This is a genomic window from Pseudarthrobacter sp. TE9888 (assembly GCF_056279345.1).
In genome coordinates this window covers 3,440,465-3,457,079 of sequence record NZ_JBWBRD010000002.1, presented here as the reverse complement: position 1 = coordinate 3,457,079, position 16,615 = coordinate 3,440,465, and the positions used below count along the sequence as shown (strand labels likewise).

At 67.8% G+C, this 16,615-nt stretch carries 15 protein-coding genes and 1 tRNA gene; 6 read left to right on the top strand and 10 right to left on the bottom strand.

All coding sequences use genetic code 11. The annotated features are described in order from the left end of the window. Nucleotides 1-55: 55 nt before the first annotated feature. Together ACZ9J7_RS16490 and ACZ9J7_RS16485 are read left to right on the top strand one after the other, a co-directional pair. The gene (locus ACZ9J7_RS16490) at nucleotides 56-2,614 is read left to right on the top strand and encodes an excinuclease ABC subunit UvrA (RefSeq protein WP_476211879.1); all 2,559 of its coding nucleotides are present in this window, start codon (nucleotides 56-58) and stop codon (nucleotides 2,612-2,614) included. Between the two features lie 45 nt (nucleotides 2,615-2,659). Next, on the top strand, nucleotides 2,660-3,547 hold the full coding sequence (locus tag ACZ9J7_RS16485) for an SDR family oxidoreductase (RefSeq protein ID WP_476210908.1): 888 nt from the start codon (nucleotides 2,660-2,662) through the stop codon (nucleotides 3,545-3,547). Here the strand turns inward: ACZ9J7_RS16485 and ACZ9J7_RS16480 are convergent. The 3 genes from ACZ9J7_RS16480 to ACZ9J7_RS16470 are packed head-to-tail and all read right to left on the bottom strand — an operon-like array spanning nucleotide 3,492 to nucleotide 6,223. Continuing rightward, nucleotides 3,492-4,265, bottom strand: a complete 774-nt coding sequence (locus ACZ9J7_RS16480; RefSeq protein ID WP_476210906.1) for an enoyl-CoA hydratase/isomerase family protein — start codon at nucleotides 4,263-4,265, stop codon at nucleotides 3,492-3,494. The two genes, ACZ9J7_RS16485 and ACZ9J7_RS16480, sit on opposite strands and share 56 nt — an antisense overlap. Then, nucleotides 4,265-4,894: a flavin reductase family protein gene (locus ACZ9J7_RS16475; protein WP_476210904.1), complete on the bottom strand. Its 630-nt coding sequence runs from the start codon at nucleotides 4,892-4,894 to the stop codon at nucleotides 4,265-4,267. The genes ACZ9J7_RS16480 and ACZ9J7_RS16475 overlap by 1 nt, the downstream gene beginning before the upstream one ends. Before the next feature lie 6 nt (nucleotides 4,895-4,900). Then, nucleotides 4,901-6,223, bottom strand: a complete 1,323-nt coding sequence (locus ACZ9J7_RS16470; RefSeq protein WP_476210902.1) for an MFS transporter — start codon at nucleotides 6,221-6,223, stop codon at nucleotides 4,901-4,903. 378 nt (nucleotides 6,224-6,601) lie between these two features. On the opposite strand from ACZ9J7_RS16470, the gene ACZ9J7_RS16465 reads away from it, so the two are divergent. Then, nucleotides 6,602-8,035, top strand: a complete 1,434-nt coding sequence (locus ACZ9J7_RS16465) for a flotillin family protein (protein ID WP_476210900.1) — start codon at nucleotides 6,602-6,604, stop codon at nucleotides 8,033-8,035. 7 nt (nucleotides 8,036-8,042) lie between these two features. Beyond that, complete coding sequence (locus ACZ9J7_RS16460) at nucleotides 8,043-8,285, top strand: hypothetical protein (protein WP_141160562.1); 243 nt, start codon at nucleotides 8,043-8,045, stop codon at nucleotides 8,283-8,285. A gap of 31 nt (nucleotides 8,286-8,316) precedes the next feature. On the opposite strand, the gene ACZ9J7_RS16455 is transcribed toward ACZ9J7_RS16460, so the two are convergent. Genes ACZ9J7_RS16455 through ACZ9J7_RS16445 form a run of 3 tightly spaced genes read right to left on the bottom strand, consistent with a single transcriptional unit; the run spans nucleotide 8,317 to nucleotide 10,564 of the window. Continuing rightward, nucleotides 8,317-9,348 (bottom strand): aldo/keto reductase, encoded by a 1,032-nt coding sequence (locus ACZ9J7_RS16455; RefSeq protein WP_476210897.1) that lies wholly within the window; start codon nucleotides 9,346-9,348, stop codon nucleotides 8,317-8,319. 15 nt (nucleotides 9,349-9,363) lie between these two features. Then, the gene (locus tag ACZ9J7_RS16450) at nucleotides 9,364-10,257 is read right to left on the bottom strand and encodes an SMP-30/gluconolactonase/LRE family protein (protein WP_476210895.1); all 894 of its coding nucleotides are present in this window, start codon (nucleotides 10,255-10,257) and stop codon (nucleotides 9,364-9,366) included. Between the two features lie 40 nt (nucleotides 10,258-10,297). Further along, the gene (locus ACZ9J7_RS16445; protein WP_476210893.1) at nucleotides 10,298-10,564 is read right to left on the bottom strand and encodes a YciI family protein; all 267 of its coding nucleotides are present in this window, start codon (nucleotides 10,562-10,564) and stop codon (nucleotides 10,298-10,300) included. A 215-nt stretch (nucleotides 10,565-10,779) separates the two neighbouring features. On the opposite strand from ACZ9J7_RS16445, the gene ACZ9J7_RS16440 reads away from it, so the two are divergent. Next, nucleotides 10,780-11,946 carry a cytochrome P450 gene (locus tag ACZ9J7_RS16440; RefSeq protein ID WP_476210891.1) on the top strand — a complete coding sequence of 389 codons (1,167 nt, stop codon included), beginning with the start codon at nucleotides 10,780-10,782 and terminating at the stop codon, nucleotides 11,944-11,946. 42 nt (nucleotides 11,947-11,988) lie between these two features. On the opposite strand, the gene ACZ9J7_RS16435 is transcribed toward ACZ9J7_RS16440, so the two are convergent. Then, nucleotides 11,989-12,741, bottom strand: coding sequence for a lytic transglycosylase domain-containing protein (locus tag ACZ9J7_RS16435; RefSeq protein ID WP_476210889.1), 753 nt, complete (start codon nucleotides 12,739-12,741; stop codon nucleotides 11,989-11,991). 48 nt (nucleotides 12,742-12,789) lie between these two features. On the opposite strand from ACZ9J7_RS16435, the gene ACZ9J7_RS16430 reads away from it, so the two are divergent. Continuing rightward, nucleotides 12,790-13,305 carry a DEAD/DEAH box helicase family protein gene (locus ACZ9J7_RS16430; protein ID WP_476210887.1) on the top strand — a complete coding sequence of 172 codons (516 nt, stop codon included), beginning with the start codon at nucleotides 12,790-12,792 and terminating at the stop codon, nucleotides 13,303-13,305. 33 nt (nucleotides 13,306-13,338) lie between these two features. On the opposite strand, the gene selB is transcribed toward ACZ9J7_RS16430, so the two are convergent. The 3 genes from selB to ACZ9J7_RS16415 all read right to left on the bottom strand — a co-directional run bounded on the left by selB (nucleotide 13,339) and on the right by ACZ9J7_RS16415 (nucleotide 16,601). After that, complete coding sequence (gene selB, locus ACZ9J7_RS16425) at nucleotides 13,339-15,135, bottom strand: selenocysteine-specific translation elongation factor (RefSeq protein WP_476210886.1); 1,797 nt, start codon at nucleotides 15,133-15,135, stop codon at nucleotides 13,339-13,341. Nucleotides 15,136-15,138: 3 nt separating this feature from the next. Continuing rightward, entirely contained in the window at nucleotides 15,139-16,470 is a 1,332-nt protein-coding gene (selA, locus tag ACZ9J7_RS16420; RefSeq protein ID WP_476210884.1) for an L-seryl-tRNA(Sec) selenium transferase, read from the bottom strand. A gap of 36 nt (nucleotides 16,471-16,506) precedes the next feature. After that, a tRNA-Sec gene (locus ACZ9J7_RS16415) sits at nucleotides 16,507-16,601 on the bottom strand. Nucleotides 16,602-16,615: the final 14 nt, after the last annotated feature.

The window sequence follows — 16,615 nt, the reverse complement described above, 5'->3', positions numbered from 1 at the left end:
CGCACGGACGGCTACTAGAGTCGAAGCGGTGAATGCCAAACAGAACACCGGGACATTGACCGCGCTGAACACCTCCGCTCCCGCGGCGGACCACGCCGAAGACGGATTCGTCCGCGTGCGCGGTGCCCGTGAAAACAACCTGCGGAACATCAGCGTGGATGTTCCGCGGGATGCGATCGTGGCGTTCACAGGGGTCTCGGGTTCCGGCAAGTCGTCCCTGGCCTTCGGCACCATCTACGCGGAGGCGCAGCGCCGGTTCTTCGAATCGGTGGCGCCCTACGCCCGCCGGCTCATCCAGCAGGGCCACAACCCCAAGGTGGACCACATCACCGGGCTGCCGCCCGCCGTCGCCCTCCAGCAGCGCCGCGGAACCGCAACGTCCCGGTCCACCGTGGGAACGGTCACCACATTGTCCAATTCGCTCCGGATGCTGTTTTCCCGCGCGGGCAGCTACCCGGAGGGCGCGGCGCCGCTGGATTCGGACGCCTTCTCCCCCAACACTGCGGCCGGCGCCTGCCCGGAATGCCACGGGCTGGGTACCGCCCACACCGTGACGGAGGCGTCCCTGGTCCCGGACCCCACGCTGAGCATCCGCGACGGGGCAATCGCCGCGTGGCCCGGTGCCTGGCAGGGCAAGAACCTGCGCGACATCCTGACGCACCTGGGTTACGACGTGGACGTCCCGTGGCGGCAGTTGCCGCGGAAGCAGCGGGACTGGATCCTGTTCACCGAAGAGCAGCCAGTGGTGGAGGTGACGCCCCAGCGGGACCGCGTGGCCAAGCCCTACAAGGGCCGGTTCTGGAGTGCCAAAAGCTACGTCATGCATACGCTGCTCGATTCCAAGAGTCCCGCCATGCGGGAAAAGGTCCTGCGCTTCATGGAGACCGGGCCGTGCCCGCGGTGCGGCGGAACAGGACTCAGGCCCGAAGCCCTCGCGGTGACGTTTGCCGGCCACACGATCGCCGCGCTGAACGCGGTTCCCATGACCGAGCTCGCCGCGATCATCCGCCCCACCACCCTGCTGGCCGCGGCGGCGACAGCATCCCGTAAGCAGTCATCGGAGTCCAACGAAGTGGCCGTGGCCATCACCCGCGACTTGCTCCAGCGCATCACCGTGCTGCTGGAACTGGGCCTGGGTTACCTGGCGCTGGGACGGGCCACGCCGACGCTTTCGCCCGGGGAAATGCAGCGGCTGCGCATCGCCACGCAGCTCCGCTCGGGGCTGTTCGGTGTCATCTATGTGCTGGACGAACCATCTGCGGGCCTGCACCCCGCCGACGCAGAACCTCTCCTGGCCGTGCTGGACCAGCTCAAGTCGTCAGGAAATTCCGTCTTCGTGGTGGAACACAACATGGAGATGGTCCGCCGGGCGGACTGGCTGGTCGATGTGGGACCGCGGGCCGGCGAGGACGGCGGAAATGTGCTCTACAGCGGCCCCGTGCAGGGCCTCGATGAGGTGCCGGAGTCCGTGACCAGGCCGTACCTGTTCCCCGGCGTGCCGCAGGCGGGAGGGGACGACGACGGCGCCCGGCAGGGTGCCCGGCGCGAAGCAGCCGGGTGGCTGGAGCTGCGGGACGTCAGCCGGCACAACCTGCGGAACCTGGATGCGGCTTTTCCGCTCGGCGTGCTGACAGCGGTCACGGGGGTCTCCGGTTCCGGAAAGTCCACCCTGGTAAGCCGGGTCCTGGCCGATGTGGCCGGTGCCGTGCTGCAGGCCGGAGCCGGAACATCCGCCGAGGAGCCGGACGAGGACGCCGGGGAACAGGGCGGACCCGTTGCCGTGGGGCACGTGTCCGGCCTCGAGCGGATCGACCGCCTGGTAAAAGTGGACCAGAGGCCGATCGGCCGGACCCCGCGCTCCAATTTGGCAACCTACACGGGTTTGTTCGATGCGGTCCGCAAGGAATTCGCCGCCACTGAGGCTGCCCGGAGCCGGGGATTCGGGGCCGGCCGCTTTTCCTTCAACGTGGCAGGCGGCCGGTGCGAGACATGCCAGGGCGAAGGTTTCGTGGCCGTGGAGCTCCTGTTCCTTCCCGGCAGTTACGGTCCGTGTCCGGAATGCGACGGAACCCGGTACAACCCCGAAACCCTGGAGGTCACCTACCAGGGCAAAAACGTCGCCGAGGTGCTGGGCATGACGGTCAACGCCGCCTCTGGTTTCCTGGCCGGGGTGCCCGCCGCCGCCCGGTCCATCCAGACGCTCCAGGAGGTGGGCCTGGGCTACCTTCGTCTTGGCCAGCCCGCCACAGAACTTTCCGGTGGCGAGGCGCAGCGGATCAAGTTGGCCACGGAACTGCAGCGCGCGCGCCGCGGGCACACCCTGTACCTGCTGGATGAGCCCACCACCGGCCTGCACCCGGCCGACGTCCAGCTCCTCATGGCGCAGCTGAACCGCCTGGTGGACGCAGGAAATACGGTGATCGTCGTGGAACACGCCATGGATGTGGTGGCGGCCGCCGACTGGGTGATGGACCTGGGGCCCGCGGGTGGCGACGCCGGCGGCAGGATCGTCGCCGCCGGCGACCCGGCCGCCGTCGCGCGTTCCCGCAGCAGCCGCACTGCCCCCTATCTCGCGGCAGCGCTCCGGGCGGCTTCCCCCGGGATGGACCAGTAAGCCGGCACTCTTGCCGTCGCAGCTGCAGCGGCGTAAGACAAAGGGATGCGGATCCAACGGGGCGCGCTCTCCCAGGACATCCTTCGCGGCCGGGTAGCGGTGGTGACTGGCTCATCACGCGGGCTGGGGTTTGCCATGGCCCGCACGCTGGGCCTCCACGGCGCAACGGTGGTGCTGGCAGCCAGGTCCGGCGACGACGTCGCTGCCGCCGTCCGCCTCCTGCTCGATGAGGGGATCGCGGCATCCGGACGCCGCTGCGACACCGCCGAACCGGCGGACGTTGAGGCGCTTCGCGACGAGGCCCTTTCCCGGGGAACACTGGACATCTGGGTCAACAACGCCGGCACGTCGGGGATTTTCGGCCCCACGGCTTCAACGCCCGTTGACGACTTCACGCGCGTGGTGCGCACCAACATCCTGGGTACGTTCCACGGCTCCAGGGTTGCTTTGCCGGTATTCCTGGGCCAGGGGCACGGCGACCTGGTCAACCTCTATGGCCAGGGCGACCGGGGTCCGGTGGCGCTGCAGAACGCCTACGCCTCAAGCAAGCGGTGGGTCCGCCAGTTCACCGAGACACTCCGCCTGGAAACCAAGGGCACCGGCGTCCGGGTTCACGGTATGAACCCCGGACTCGTGGAAACTGCACTCCTGGCGCGGGTGCGGTCCCAGGCGGGCTACCAACAGCGCCTCAGCGGCCTGCAGGTGGTGGTGGGGCTGTGGGGACAAAACGCGGGCGAGGCAGCACTGCCCATCGTGGAACTTGTCACCTCGGACCATCCGGAATTCAGGTTCCTGACCAAGCGGCGGATGGTGGCTCACGGACTCCGCAGCGTGCTGGCCGGACGCCTGCGCAGCGTCAACCGGATGCCTTTGGACATCACGGTGGTGGAGCCGGCGGACCCGCCCCGGCCCGGCGGTGGAGAAAGCCCGTGACCCGGTCCGGGAACTCCACGGGATCCACCGCGGGGCCCTTTGGCGCGCGGCGGCCGGCCTCCGTCAGGAGGCGCAGGCCCTCGTCCACCGCCGCTTTCGATGCCTTCAAGGAAGCCGACGAGACACCCTTCCAGGGGTCGAGGACGGCCGCCAGGGCCGCGTCCGCGTCGTCGTCGGGGGCAAGGGTGGTGACCAGCCCGATGTCCCACGCCTCCCGGGCAGTGAGCATACGGCCCGTGTAGAGAAGGTCCTTGGCCCGGGACGGACCTACCCGGAGTGCCAAGCGGGCGGCGAAGGTGGGTGGAACCAGCAAGCCCAGGCGTGCCACAGGCATCCCCATTCGTGCCGTGGGGGTCAGGAGTTGCAGATCGCAGGCAAGGGCAAGCTGGCAGCCACCGCCGGCCGCAACCCCTTCGACCACCGCCAGGGTTGGGACGGGCAGGTCCTCAAGCGCCTGCAGGGCGGCTTCCAGCACGTCAAAGGTCCGGCCAACGTCCGCGCCCGACGTCCCGTCCCATTCGCGTATGTCGGAGCCGGCGCAAAACACTCCACCGCGGCCGCGCACCACGACCGCGCGCAGGGTCGGGTCGGAGGCCAGGCCGTGCACTGCGCACCGCAAATCCTCCCAGTCCCGCTCCCCCAGGGCATTGAGCCTCCCGCCGCTGCCGAAGGAAATCGTGGCAATGGACTCCGCCCCGTCAACACTGACCGTGGCCATCAGGAGCCTGCCTCCCGCGGGGTGAAAGAACCAGGCCACTGGGACGCGCGGATCCGCGGCAAGTGGCGGACGGGGCCAAGCATGCCCCACTCGTCCCCGCCCAGCCGTGACAGCGGATCAAGCCCGGCCACGTCCGGGTGGTCACCGCTGAGCACCTGGGAGGAGACAGCTGCGTGCACCACCAGGCCGAACACCAGGACGCAGTCACCCATGCGCAGGGTCTGGTGAAGCGAGCATTCCAGCACCGCCGGAGAGTCCTTGACCCGGGGCGGCCGGACCATGGCACTGGGCTCACGGGCCAGGCCGGCGGCATCGAATTCGCTGACGTCGGCACTGAAATTGGTGCCGGTGGCATTGACCTCCTGGATCAACGCTGCAGGCGCGAGGTTGACCACGAACTCCCCAGTCGCTTCGATGTTCCGCAGCGAATCCTTCTCGCCGACGGAGGTGAACTGGATGATCGGCGGGTCCACCGAGGCGACAGTGAAAAACGAGTGCGGCGCAAGATTGTCCACCCCTGCCGGGGAGGTGCTGGACACCCAGGCGATGGGCCGCGGAACCACCACCGACGTCAGTAGTTTGTAGAAAGCCCGCGGCCCCAGGTGTCCAGGCTGGAAGTCCGTCCGCATCCTGCCCTACAGGTTTCTTGGCATCGCGGCGGCAGCGGCATCCTTGGCCAGCGCCCCCTTGGCCCTGGGAAGGAGGATCAGGGCTGCCATGGCAATGACGCAGCAGAGGATGATGTACAGCGAAATTGACGTCGAGTTGCCGTAGCTTGCCAGCAGGGCGGCAGCAATGAGGGGCGCGGGGCCGCCGGCGATGACGCTGGCCAACTGGTAGCCCAGGCCGGCGCCCGTGTACCGGATGTCGGTGTCAAAGCTCTCGGCGATCAGGGCGGCCTGGGGGCCGTACTGGATGTCGTGCAGGATCAGGCTGACCACCACGGCAACGCCAACCCAGAGGGAATCGCGGGTGTTCAGCAGCCCAAAGTAGGGGAATGCGAACAGCGCTGTAAGCACGATCCCGGTTCCGTACACCCGCCGTCGCCCGAAGCGGTCGGAGAGGCGTCCGAACAGGGGGACACTGACGAGCCCGATCGCCGCCGCGATCAGCGTGTCATCCAGGATCGAGTTGCTGTCCAGCTTCAGCTGCTTGGTGGCGTAGGTGATCACGAAGGTGATGAACAAGTAGAAAGGCGCCTGCTCCGAGGTGCGCACCAGGGCCGAAAGGAGGATCTCCTTGGGCTGCCGGCGGATCACCTCGACGATCGGGGCACGCACCACCTTGTTGGACTTGCGGACTTCGTCGAACTCCGGGCTTTCGATGACGCGCAGCCGGACGAACAGGCCTACGCCAATCAGGATGATGCTCAGGATGAACGGGATCCGCCAGCCGTAGGCAGCAAACCCTTCAGTACCCGTTACGGCAGTTGTGATCCTGACGACGCCGGTGGACAGGACCAGCCCGAGCGGCACCCCGATCTGCGGCCAGGAAGCGGACAGGCCGCGGCGGTTCTGGTCGCCCCATTCCATGCTCAGCAGGACCGAACCGCCCCACTCGCCGCCGACGCCGATTCCCTGGATTATCCGGAGCAGGACCAGCAGGACCGGCGCGGCCACGCCGATGCTTTGGTAGGTGGGCAGGCAGCCGATCAGGACCGTCCCAAAGGCCATCAGGAAGAGCGTGGCCATGAGCGTTGTCTTGCGTCCGATCCGGTCGCCGAAGTGGCCGAAGATCGCCGCGCCGATAGGCCTGGCAACAAAGCCGACAAACTGGGTACCGAAAGCCGCCAGCACGCCGGCGAAGGCAACCTGGCCCGGGAAGAACAACTGGGGAAACACCAGGGCGGCGGCAGTCCCGTACAGGAAGAAGTCGTACCACTCGATGGTGGTACCCACCACGCTCGCCACCGTAGCACGCCGTACGGCCTGTTCCCGGGTCACTCCTTGAATACTCATCATCACTCCGTTGGTCAGATGCAGTAGAACGCCCGGCCTTATGGCAATAACAAGGGAAGAAAATGTCAATGCCTGGCGCTGGACCCGCATTGCGGTTCCATTTCCATCGTGCGAGCACTTGGTTGCCCGTGTCAACGGTTTCCCCCGCTGCCGGGCCCTTCCCGCGTACTGCGTGGCCCGCCGTCGTCCGTCTTTTATGGTTGCTGCAGGCAAATATCGGTGCGGCTATGGACTCTTGGGCGGGGCCCAACCAGACTGTCTACAACAGCTTGCCAAGTGAACCGGAATTGACCGCACTTTCATTCTTCGGATAAATGGACGGCTGCATTTACTGGGGCTTTACCGTGATGCCGTTCGCGGCATTGAAAGGATCTGGTTATGCCGGACTTCGCACCGTTCTTCCCGCTTATCGCCATTATTTTGGGGGTGCTTTTTGCCGTCGGCTTTATCTGGGTTGCCACGAAGCTGATGTGGAAAGTGGCTGAACCCAACGAGGCCCTGATCATTTCCGGCTTAACCCGTGGAACCCTTGAAACCCGGGAAGGAATGGATTTCAAAATTGTCACCGGAAAGGGCGCCTTGGTCCTTCCCGGCCTCCAGACGGTGCGGCCCCTCTCACTGACATTGAATGAAACCGAACTCAAAGTCTCCTGCGTTACCTCACAGGGCATCCAGGTGATAGTGGAGGGCGTCGTCATTTACAAGATTGGCGACGCACCGCCCTTTATCGCCAATGCCGCCCGCCGCTTCCTGGGCCAGCAGCCAAAGATGGAAAGCCAGGTTTACAACGTCTTTGAGGGCCACCTGCGCTCCATCATTGGCAGCATGACGATGGAGGAAATCATCCGCGAGCGGGACAAACTCGCCTCGCAGGTCCGCAGCGCCAGCGGTGTAGAGATGGAGAAGCTGGGCCTGGTGGTTGACTCGCTGCAGATCAAGGACCTGCAGGATCCCACCGGCTACATCCAGAACATCGCGAAACCTCATATTGCCCAGGTGAAGATGGAGGCCCGGATCGCCGAGGCCACCCGAAACCGGGAGGCGGCGGAAAAGGAAGCGGAAGCGGCAGCCCTGATCGCGGATGCGCAGAGCGTGTCCGCGATCCGCCAGTCGGTGGCTCAGGCCAATGCCGAACGCGCCCGGGCCAATGCCGCCCAGGCCGGGCCGCTGGCTGAGGCCACGGCGCGGCAGCAGGTGGTGGTCCAGGAAACCGAGGTTGCCAAGCTTGAGGCGGACCGGGAAGAGCAGAAGCTGCAGACGAGTATCCGGAAACCTGCCGACGCGAAGGCCTACGCCAAGCGCACGGATGCAGAAGGCCAGAAAGCTGCGGACATCAGTGCCGCCGAGGCACTGGCCCGCCGCACCGAGCTTGAGGCCCAGGCCAACGCCCGCCGGACCGAAGTGACGGCCCAGGCCAACGCCACGGCAGCGGCGGCCGCGGCCGGAGCCACCAAAGTTACGGGCGAAGCCGAAGCGGCCGCCACCAAGGCGAAGGGCGACGCTGCTGCCTCCGCGATCAAAGCCAAGGCCCTGGCCGAGGCGGACGGCATCAAGGCGCGTGCCGAGGCACTGGCCACCAACCAGGACGCGGTCATCTCCCAGCAGCTCGCCGAAAACATGCCGGCCATCATTGCCGCCGCCGCTGAGCCCTTCTCGCACGTGGGACAAATGACCGTCCTGAACGGCGGTGAGGGCGTCAACAAGATGCTCGGCGGAATCCTGGCCCAGGCCGGTGACTACCTGCCGGCCCTCCGGTCCGCGCTGAAGAACGGCAAGGACGCCAAGCAGCCACCCACCGCCTCCGGGGCGTAGGGATACCGTGCGCAAGGAGGTCGACCGGAGCCTGACCGGCAAGATCGGGCGGGTCACCGGCCGCATCGGCCCGGGCACCATCGGCGAAGTCATGCTGCCCTACCTTGGCGGCACCATGGCATTCCACGCCCATCCGTTCGACAAGACCAGCGACTTCCCGGTGGGCGCTGAGGTCTTGGTGATCTACTTCGACCCGCCGCAAACCGTATACGTGGAGGAGCTACCGGACGTACTCAAACACACCCGGTAAGGGCGGCCCCTGCTTACCCGCCGGCGTGGCGCTACCGTCCGCCCTCCATCTTGCGGCTGCGCTGTTCCTGGGCCATGGGCCCGTAGGGATAGACCCCCGCCTCGGGCCTGCTGGCCTGGGTCAGACGGGTGACCTCCTCAGCGCTGAGCTCCAGGTGGGCGGCCGCCAGGTTGTCGGCGAGCTGCTCCGTGGAGCGGGCGCCCAGGATCACGGACGTCACGGCCGGCCGGTGCGCCAGCCAGGCCAGTGCCACCTGGGCCGGGCTCACATTGTGGTGGGCCGCGATATCTTCGACGGCGTCGATGACCGTCCACGTGCGCGGGTTATCATTGCGTGCCTTCCAGGCTTCCATGCCGCGTTCGGGGTTCTCCCCCAGGCGGGTTGCCCCGGAGGGACGCTGGTCGCGGTGGTACTTGCCGGACAACCAGCCACCGCCCAGGGGCGACCACGGCAACAGGCCGATTCCTGCGTCAAGCGCGGCCGGCACGATCTCGTGTTCGATGTCCCTGACCAGGAGGCTGTATTGGGGCTGCAGGCTGACGGGCGGGTTCCAGCCCTGGCTGCGTGCAACATGGACAGCCTTGGTGAGCTGCCAGCCCAGGAAATTCGAGAACCCGTAGTAGGCGATCTTTCCGCGGCCCACGGCGTCGTCCAGGAACCGAAGGGTCTCCTCCAAGGGGGTGATGGGGTCCCACGCGTGCATCTGGTAAAGGTCGATCTGTTCCACTCCCAGGCGGCGGAGGGAATCATCAAGGGCGCGGGTCAAGTGCCGGCGGGATGTTCCGACGTCGTTCGGTGCCGTTCCCATGGGAAAACGGCCCTTGGTGGCAATCACCGCCTGGTCCCTCAGGCCCGGCCGCCCTGCCAGCCAGCGTCCAATAATCTCTTCGGACACTCCCGAGCTGTAGACGTCGGCGGTGTCGATGAAGTTGCCGCCCGCTTCGAAGTAGCTGTCCAGGATGGCGTGGGATGTTTCCTCGGTCGCTTCCGCGCCGAAGGTCATGGTGCCCAGCGCGAAGCTGGTGACGACGGCGCCGCTGTGGCCCAGGGTCCGGTGCTGCATGGTGTGTCCTCGCGTTCAGTTGCGGTTGGTGGGATGGTTGCGTGCGGCCGCGTCCGTGGTGGTGGTGCGGATCCGGTACAGGCTGGTGGTCGCGGTCAGGTAGAGGTCCTGCCCGTCGGGTCCGCCAAAGCACAGGTTGGAGACGGTCTCCGGCACGGTGATGGTGCCCAGGAGTTTGAAGGACGGTGAGTAGATCCGCACGGAGGGGCCGGCCGAGGTCCAGATCCGGCCCTCGACGTCCACCCGCAGCCCGTCGGCCGGGTGGCCGTCCTCCAACTCGAGCGTGCCGGTCCTGGCGCTGCAGTGGCCGTCACGCACGGCGTAGGCGGCGATCCGCAGCGGGACCCCGTGGGCGCTGCCGGCCGTGTCCGCGACGTAGAGGACAGATTCGTCCGGCGAGAAGGCCAATCCGTTGGGATGCACGAGGTCGGTCACCACGGGGGTCAACGTTCCGGAGGCGGGGTCGAAGCGGAACACATGGCAGCCCCCGTATTCCTGCTCTCCCTCATGCCCTTCTTTTGTTCCCGGAAGGATCCCGTAGGGCGGGTCCGTGAACCAGATGCCGGCGTCGCGGGCAATCACCACGTCGTTGGGTGAATTCAGCCGGCGGCCCTGGAAGGAGTCAACCAGGCCGGTGACGGTCCCATCCCGGTCGCGCTCCACCCGGCGCCGGCCGTGGCTGCACTGCACAACGCTGCCGTCGGCGTCGAGGGTACGGCCGTTGGTGAACTCCACGCCGGTCGCGTATTCCTGGGTCACCCCGGTGTCCGGGTGGAACTCGAGAATGCGGTCGTTGGGGATATCGCTCCACCGCACCGTCTGCGACGACGGCACCCACAATGGCCCCTCCGCCCACACCGTCCCGGTGTACAGGCGCTCCAGCACGCCGGCCGTCAATCCGTCACCCATGAGAAAGCCCCTTCGCCGTCCAGGTTGTTGCCTTAACCGCCTACGCCAGGTGCACGGCGTTCCATTCGAGCAGCTTAGGGTCCGCAAGGCCTTCGGTCACAAAGGGGTCACCGCCAATGAATCGTTCGGCTTCCCCGTACGACGTGAAGATCCCCATCGAGCTCAGGCCGGGCTCCGGAGACTGGAAGGGGCCCAGGGCGAGCAGTCCTCCCCCGGCGGCCCGGAAAGCCTCGTAGTACGCCCTGTGGCGGGGATAGACGTCCATGACTGTGGATCTGTCCACACCCTCGCGCAAGCTGTAGATCACGACACATTCCATGGGCCTGAACTTACCCTAGCCCTGGCCTTGGGTCTGCGGGACGCGTAGGCTGCCGTACCTCACTGCATAACGCACTGCGGTTTCCGTTCCGGCGTGGTGACGCAGGGACATGCTTTGGCTAGGATCAAGGTTCTACGGTCAGTCATTTGACGGCCTGGCGCCCGCCGTGGACGGCCCGGCGCCAGGTGAGCAGGGAGGCCACCATGGATGTCACCCAGTCCGCGCAATACCCGCTTGATCCCTTTCCGCAGTATGAACGCATGCGGGCAACGGCCCCCGTCTTCCAGGATGGCCAGTCGGGCAGCTGGCACGTGTTCCGGTACGACGACGTCCAGCGGGTGTTGTCGGAACACGCCACGTTTTCATCGCGGATGGGCGGGGACAATCCGTCCGGTACCGGGCAATTGTTCGCGGCGAGCCTGATCACCACCGATCCCCCGAGGCACCGCCAGTTGCGTTCCCTGGTCACCCAGGCGTTCACCCCCAAGGCCGTTGACGCGTTGGCTCCCCGCATCGCCGGGCTCACCAACGAGCTCCTTGACGGGATCGCAGCCGGCGGAAGCGCGGACCTGATCAGGGACCTGGCCTACCCCTTGCCGGTCATCGTCATTTCGGAGCTGTTGGGCATCCCCGCGGAGGACCGGGAGCGCTTCAAGCACTGGTCTGATGTCATCGTCAGCCAAACGCGGTCTGGTCCCGCGGGCGAACCCCAGGACACCACCACGTCGGAGATGGTGGAGTACTTCCTCGCCCTGATCGACCAGCGCAGGAGCCGTCCCGGCTCGGACCTCATCAGCAGCCTGCTGGCCGCGGAGATCGACGGCAAAAAACTGACAGTGCCCGAGCTGCTCGGTTTTTGTGCCCTGCTGCTGGTAGCCGGCAATGAGACCACCACCAATCTGATCGGCAACGCCGTTTTGTGCCTGGCCGAGTCGCCCGGCACCCTTGGCCGCCTCCTCGAGGAGCCGGGCCTGCTCCCCCAGGCGCTCGAAGAAGTCCTCCGCTTTCGTTCACCCGTCCAGTCCATGTACCGGGTGGCCGTCGCGGAAACTGTCCTCAGCGGCCAACGGGTTCCCGCCGGCGCTCCGATAGTGGCGTGGATCGGCTCGGCCAACCGCGACGGGCAACAGTTCCAGGCGGCGGCTGAGTTCGACATCGACCGCAGCCCCAACCGGCATCTGGCGTTCGGCCATGGCATCCACTTTTGTCTGGGTGCCCCACTGGCACGGCTCGAGGCCAGGATCGCCGTGCAAGCGCTGCTGACCCGTTTGCCGGGCTTGGCCCTGGCTCCCGGAGCGGAACTGGAACGCATGGAAAGCAGCATCGTTTACGGGCTGAAGGAGCTTCCCGTCATGTGGCAGCCCGCCTGACCGTCCCGGACGCCGTGAGCCCGCTGATTCGTCAGGCTCCCGTCATCGGACCGTGTCCGCTGCCGCTGCGTAGGCGGTGGCCTGGGAGCGCACCTGTCGGAGGTAGGCGTCGGACTGGTTGTAGGCGTGCACGGCAGCCGTCCAGCCCTGGGCAGTGGTGAGGTCACCGCCGTGGACACACAAATAGGTGGCCGCGCTTAGGGCGGCGTCGTCAATGTTGAACGGGTCCGCCGCCCCGTCCCCGTTTCCGTCCATACCGGCGATCCGCCACGTGGACGGGATGAACTGCATTGGGCCCACCGCGTGGTCCCAATGGGCGTCACCGTCCAAGGCGCCGCCGTCGGTATCAGGGATGGCGGCGAACCCCGCTCCGTTGAGGCTTGGGCCCACGATCGGGCCGCTGGCCTGGCCGGCAGAACCCAGGCTGCCGCCCCCGTACGTCCCATGGGCTGATTCGACGAAGCCGACAGCGGCCAAAGTGTTCCAGCCGATTCCACACGCGGGTGCGGCTTGGTTGGCGGTGACGGCGGCATTGACGTAGGCGCGCAGCGCCCGGACGGGGATTCCGGTGGCCGCGGCGGCGTTGCCAAGCCACCCGGCTTCCGGGACCGGTGTGACGTTGACGGCGGTGGCGAGCCCGCCGGCCGCGGCCTGGAGCCTGGCCGCGGCGCGGGGCGGGGCCGGCGTGGCGGCGTTGGCTCCGATACCTGGCTGGCCCATCACCCAGAACGAGAACACTGCGCTGGCACAGAGCACGAACAGGCTGAAGACCACAAAGCGTTTTACACGGAGCACTGACCAATCAAACCATCACAGCCCTCCCGTGCGCCGATACCATCAGGCATGGGCAGGAAGAATTACCTTGTCGAGGGCGGCTCCGGTACAGGTAAGACCGCTGTATGCCATGAACTGCGGCGGCGCGGCTACCAGTCCGTCAACGGAGACCGTGACCTCGCCTACCAGGGTGATCCGGAAACCGGTGACCCGGTTGCGGGGATCACGGGAACCGCTGTACACGGCCATCACCTCTGGCGGGTTGCCGACGTCCGGGCGCTGGCCGCAGACCAGCGGGAACCTGTGACATTCTTCTGCGGCGGCTCCCGGAACCTGGAGTCCTTCATTGACCTGTTCGATGCCGTCTTCGTCCTGGAGGTGGATGTCCAAACCCTGCGCCGGCGCCTTGACCAGCGGCCGCCGGACGAATGGGGCGGGCAGGCGGCGGAACGGCAGCTGATCGAACACCTGCACGAAACCCGGGAAGAAATCCCGCCCGGCGGCATCCCGATCGACGCCTCCGCGCCGCTCGCCCGCGTGGTGGACGAGATCCTGCGCCAGGTCCAGCACCGCCGACCCGGGTAGCCGGGCTTGGCACTTTTCCCGGCCGACGGCGGGTCAGCGCACCACGGTGCGGTGTCCGGCGTCGAGCCTCCTGGTCCAGCCGCGGGCATCAAGGTGTTCCAGCAACGGAACGGCGGTCCGGCGTGTCGTGCCGAGCGCCTGGCGCGCCTGGCTCGTGGTGAAGGGCTGGTCCAAACCGGCGAGGGTGCGCATGGCCAGTGCCGGTGCCGTGGGCAGCAGCACCACCCCGTCGCGGAGCCGCAGGATACGTCCGGTGCGCTCCGCCGCGGCGAGCTCGCGGGCACCCAGGCCCAAGGCCGCCAGCTCGTCGGCTTCGGGTGCGTGGAAGGCATCCACGCCGAGCCTGCCCTCCAGTGTGGCGATGGCCGCCTCGATAGGTCCAAGGTTGCCCTGGCTGCCGGGCAGCCGGACGTGCCCGGCGTCCTGTTCCAGGCCAGCCCCGCGGATGACGTGGGAAAGCAGCTTCTCATCGGGCAATTTGAGCAGGTCCCGCGCGGCGCCCATGGAAAGGCCCGGTGCCAGGGCATCCCGCTCCTGCAGCGACTGGACCGCGCCGCGCAGCTGGTGCTGCCACGCCTCAAAAACGGGAGCGTGCACCCACCAGTCATCAATGACCTGCACACCGGCAGGTGCCTCGGTGTCATGTCCGGACAGCAGTCCGAGCCGGCGCAGATGGCCTGACTGCACGGCCCGGCGGGCCGCCACCTCTCCCAGCACATCACCGGCGGGGTCCATGCCTGCAAGGCGCTCCGCCCAGTGGGCGCCGTCGCCGCGGCGCCGCAGGGCCGGGGGGTCGGCATCGAGGATTCGTGCACCGCCCAGCACGGAGCGGCTTCCTGGGTCCCGCAGCACCAGCCGGTCCCCCAGGACCAGGGGCAGGTGCCGGTCGAGGACCAGCCGGGCGTGGTCGGCCCCGAAGGGACGCAGCCGGGCCGGCACGGACGCGGTGCCAACGTGGACCATGAGTTGTTCCGGTACGTCGGTGTAGGCCACACCGGTGGTGCGGTGGATACCCACCACGGCTGTGGTGGGCCACGCGTCCGGGGAGACCAAGGCGTCTCCGCGCCGGATTTCCGTTGCTGCAATGTCGCGCAGGTTCAATGCCACACGGCTGACCGGCTCCACGGAAGGGTAGGAAGTATCACGGCTCTGCAGGCCACGGACCACCACGGTCCGGGTATCGGTGTGCCCGAGCAGTTCCAGCCGGTCGCCCTGGGTGAGCGTTCCAGCCGCCAGGGTTCCGGTCACCACGGTTCCGGAACCGGTGATGGTGAACGAGCGGTCCACCCACAACCTGACCCGCCCGGTGGTGACCGGCGCAGGCACCCTGGCCAGGACGTCGTCGAGCGTTGCCCGTAACTCCGGAAGGCCGCTCCCGTCAATGGCGGACACCACCACCGCGGGCGCATCCCGCAGCCCTGTCCCGGCCAGCTCTGCGCGGGTCCGCGCGAGCACGTCTGCCACCTGCTGCCCCGTAGCCCGGTCTGCCCGGCTCAGCACCACGACGCCGTGGTCGATGCCCAAGGCAGCGACGGCGTCCCGGTGGTCACTGGACTGGGCCTGCCAGCCTTCGTCTGCGGCAACCACGAAGCAGACCACCGGCGCCGGTCCAATGCCGGCCAGCATGTTGCCGAGGAACCGTTCGTGGCCCGGTACGTCGACAAACGCGACATCCTGCCCGGACGGCAGTGTGGTCCAGGCGTACCCAAGGTCGATGGTCAAGCCGCGGCGGCGTTCCTCCTCCCAACGGTCCGGTTCCATGCCGGTGAGGGCACGGACCAACGTGCTTTTACCGGAATCGACGTGTCCGGCTGTGGCAACGACGTGCACCGCTCAGCCCGCCCTGCCGGCGTCCGCGGCTTCGAGGCTTGCCAGGGCCGCCCGCACCGCCACCGCGATCCGGGCGTCGTCCCGTTCGGGGACGCACCGCAGGTCGACCAGGCAGAAGCCGTCGTGGACGCGTGGCAGCACGGCCGGGTCCCCGGTCCGCAGGAGCCGGGCGGCGCCTTCCGGGAGCCGGACTGCCCACCCGGCCAGGGGAACCCCAGGGGCACCCCCGCCGCCTACCCTGCCGTCATGCGGGACCACGGCTGCGCCAAGTTCCTGGGCCAGCCGGTCAGTTCGGCGGCGCAGTTGCCCCGCGTCGGCGTGCAGCGCCTGGACTACCGGCGGCGGGCCGCCTGCAACAGTCGCCTCCAGGGCGGCAAGCGCAAGTTTGTCGGCCCTGACCGCGCGGGCCAGCGGGTGGCGCGCCAGCCGCGCGATGACTTCCCTGCGGCCCAGCAGCAGGCCGGCCTGCGGGCCGCCCAGCAGTTTGTCGCCGCTGGCAATAACGACGTCGGCCCCGTCCGCCAAAGCGGTGGCGGCATCCGGTTCATCCGGCAGGAACGGGTCCGGTGCCAGCAGTCCGCTGCCGAGGTCGGCCACGAGGGGCACCCCGTTGTCCGTAGCCAGGCGGCTCAGCTCATCCACGGGAACGGCCGAGGTAAAGCCGTCGACGCGGAAGTTGCTGGGGTGGACCTTGAGGATACAGCCGGTATCCGGCCCGAGCGCCCCGGCGTAGTCATGGAGATGGGTCCGGTTGGTGGTGCCTACTTCGCGAAGCCGCGCGCCCGTGGATTCCATCAGGTCGGTGAGCCTGAACCCGGCACCGATTTCCACCAGTTCGCCCCGGCTCAGCACCACCTCGCGGCCGGCTGCCAGGGCCGTGGTGGCGAGCACCAGTGCCGCCGCTCCGTTGTTCACTACCAGCGCGTCCTCGGCCGCAGGACATGCAGCGAGGAGGGCAGCGCGGGCTCCGGCGCCGCGGCGGGAACGGCTGCCGTCCGAAAGGTCCAGCTCCACGTCCACGTAACCACTGGCCGCCACGAGAGCAGCAACCGCGCCTTCGGAAAGCGGCGCACGCCCCAGGTTGGTGTGGACAATGACACCGGTGGCGTTCAGGACCGGGCGCAGGGTTGTCGCCGTCCGGGCAGCGACGGCGGCCAGCAGGACAGGTTCCACCTGGCCGGCCGGGAGGCCGCCGCTCCGGGCCTGCTCCTGGACATCCCGGACGAGTTCGCGGATGATCCGCCCGTTCAGCCGGGTGCGGGCCTCGCGGACCGCCGGCAGTGCCAGCAGGTCATTCGTGCGGGGAATCAGGCGCCGGGGATCGACCTGGTCCACAGCCCTCCTCGTATCGCGGCATTCGTTGCCGAAAGTTGGCGGTGGCGGACGGGAATCGAACCCGCCAGGCCGAGATGCTCAGCCGCACCGGTTTTGAAGACCGGGGGGCCCACCAGGACCCGGACGCCACCGCGCCTCAATATAG

Coding starts and splice junctions, on each gene's coding strand:
- ACZ9J7_RS16485 (WP_476210908.1), top strand. CDS start 2,660: ATGCGGATCCAACGGGGCGCGCTCTCCCAGGACATCCTTCGCGGCCGG.
- ACZ9J7_RS16430 (WP_476210887.1), top strand. CDS start 12,790: ATGGGCAGGAAGAATTACCTTGTCGAGGGCGGCTCCGGTACAGGTAAG.
- ACZ9J7_RS16440 (WP_476210891.1), top strand. CDS start 10,780: ATGGATGTCACCCAGTCCGCGCAATACCCGCTTGATCCCTTTCCGCAG.
- ACZ9J7_RS16480 (WP_476210906.1), bottom strand. CDS start 4,265: ATGGCCACGGTCAGTGTTGACGGGGCGGAGTCCATTGCCACGATTTCC.
- ACZ9J7_RS16475 (WP_476210904.1), bottom strand. CDS start 4,894: ATGCGGACGGACTTCCAGCCTGGACACCTGGGGCCGCGGGCTTTCTAC.
- ACZ9J7_RS16470 (WP_476210902.1), bottom strand. CDS start 6,223: ATGAGTATTCAAGGAGTGACCCGGGAACAGGCCGTACGGCGTGCTACG.
- ACZ9J7_RS16465 (WP_476210900.1), top strand. CDS start 6,602: ATGCCGGACTTCGCACCGTTCTTCCCGCTTATCGCCATTATTTTGGGG.
- ACZ9J7_RS16455 (WP_476210897.1), bottom strand. CDS start 9,348: ATGCAGCACCGGACCCTGGGCCACAGCGGCGCCGTCGTCACCAGCTTC.
- ACZ9J7_RS16450 (WP_476210895.1), bottom strand. CDS start 10,257: ATGGGTGACGGATTGACGGCCGGCGTGCTGGAGCGCCTGTACACCGGG.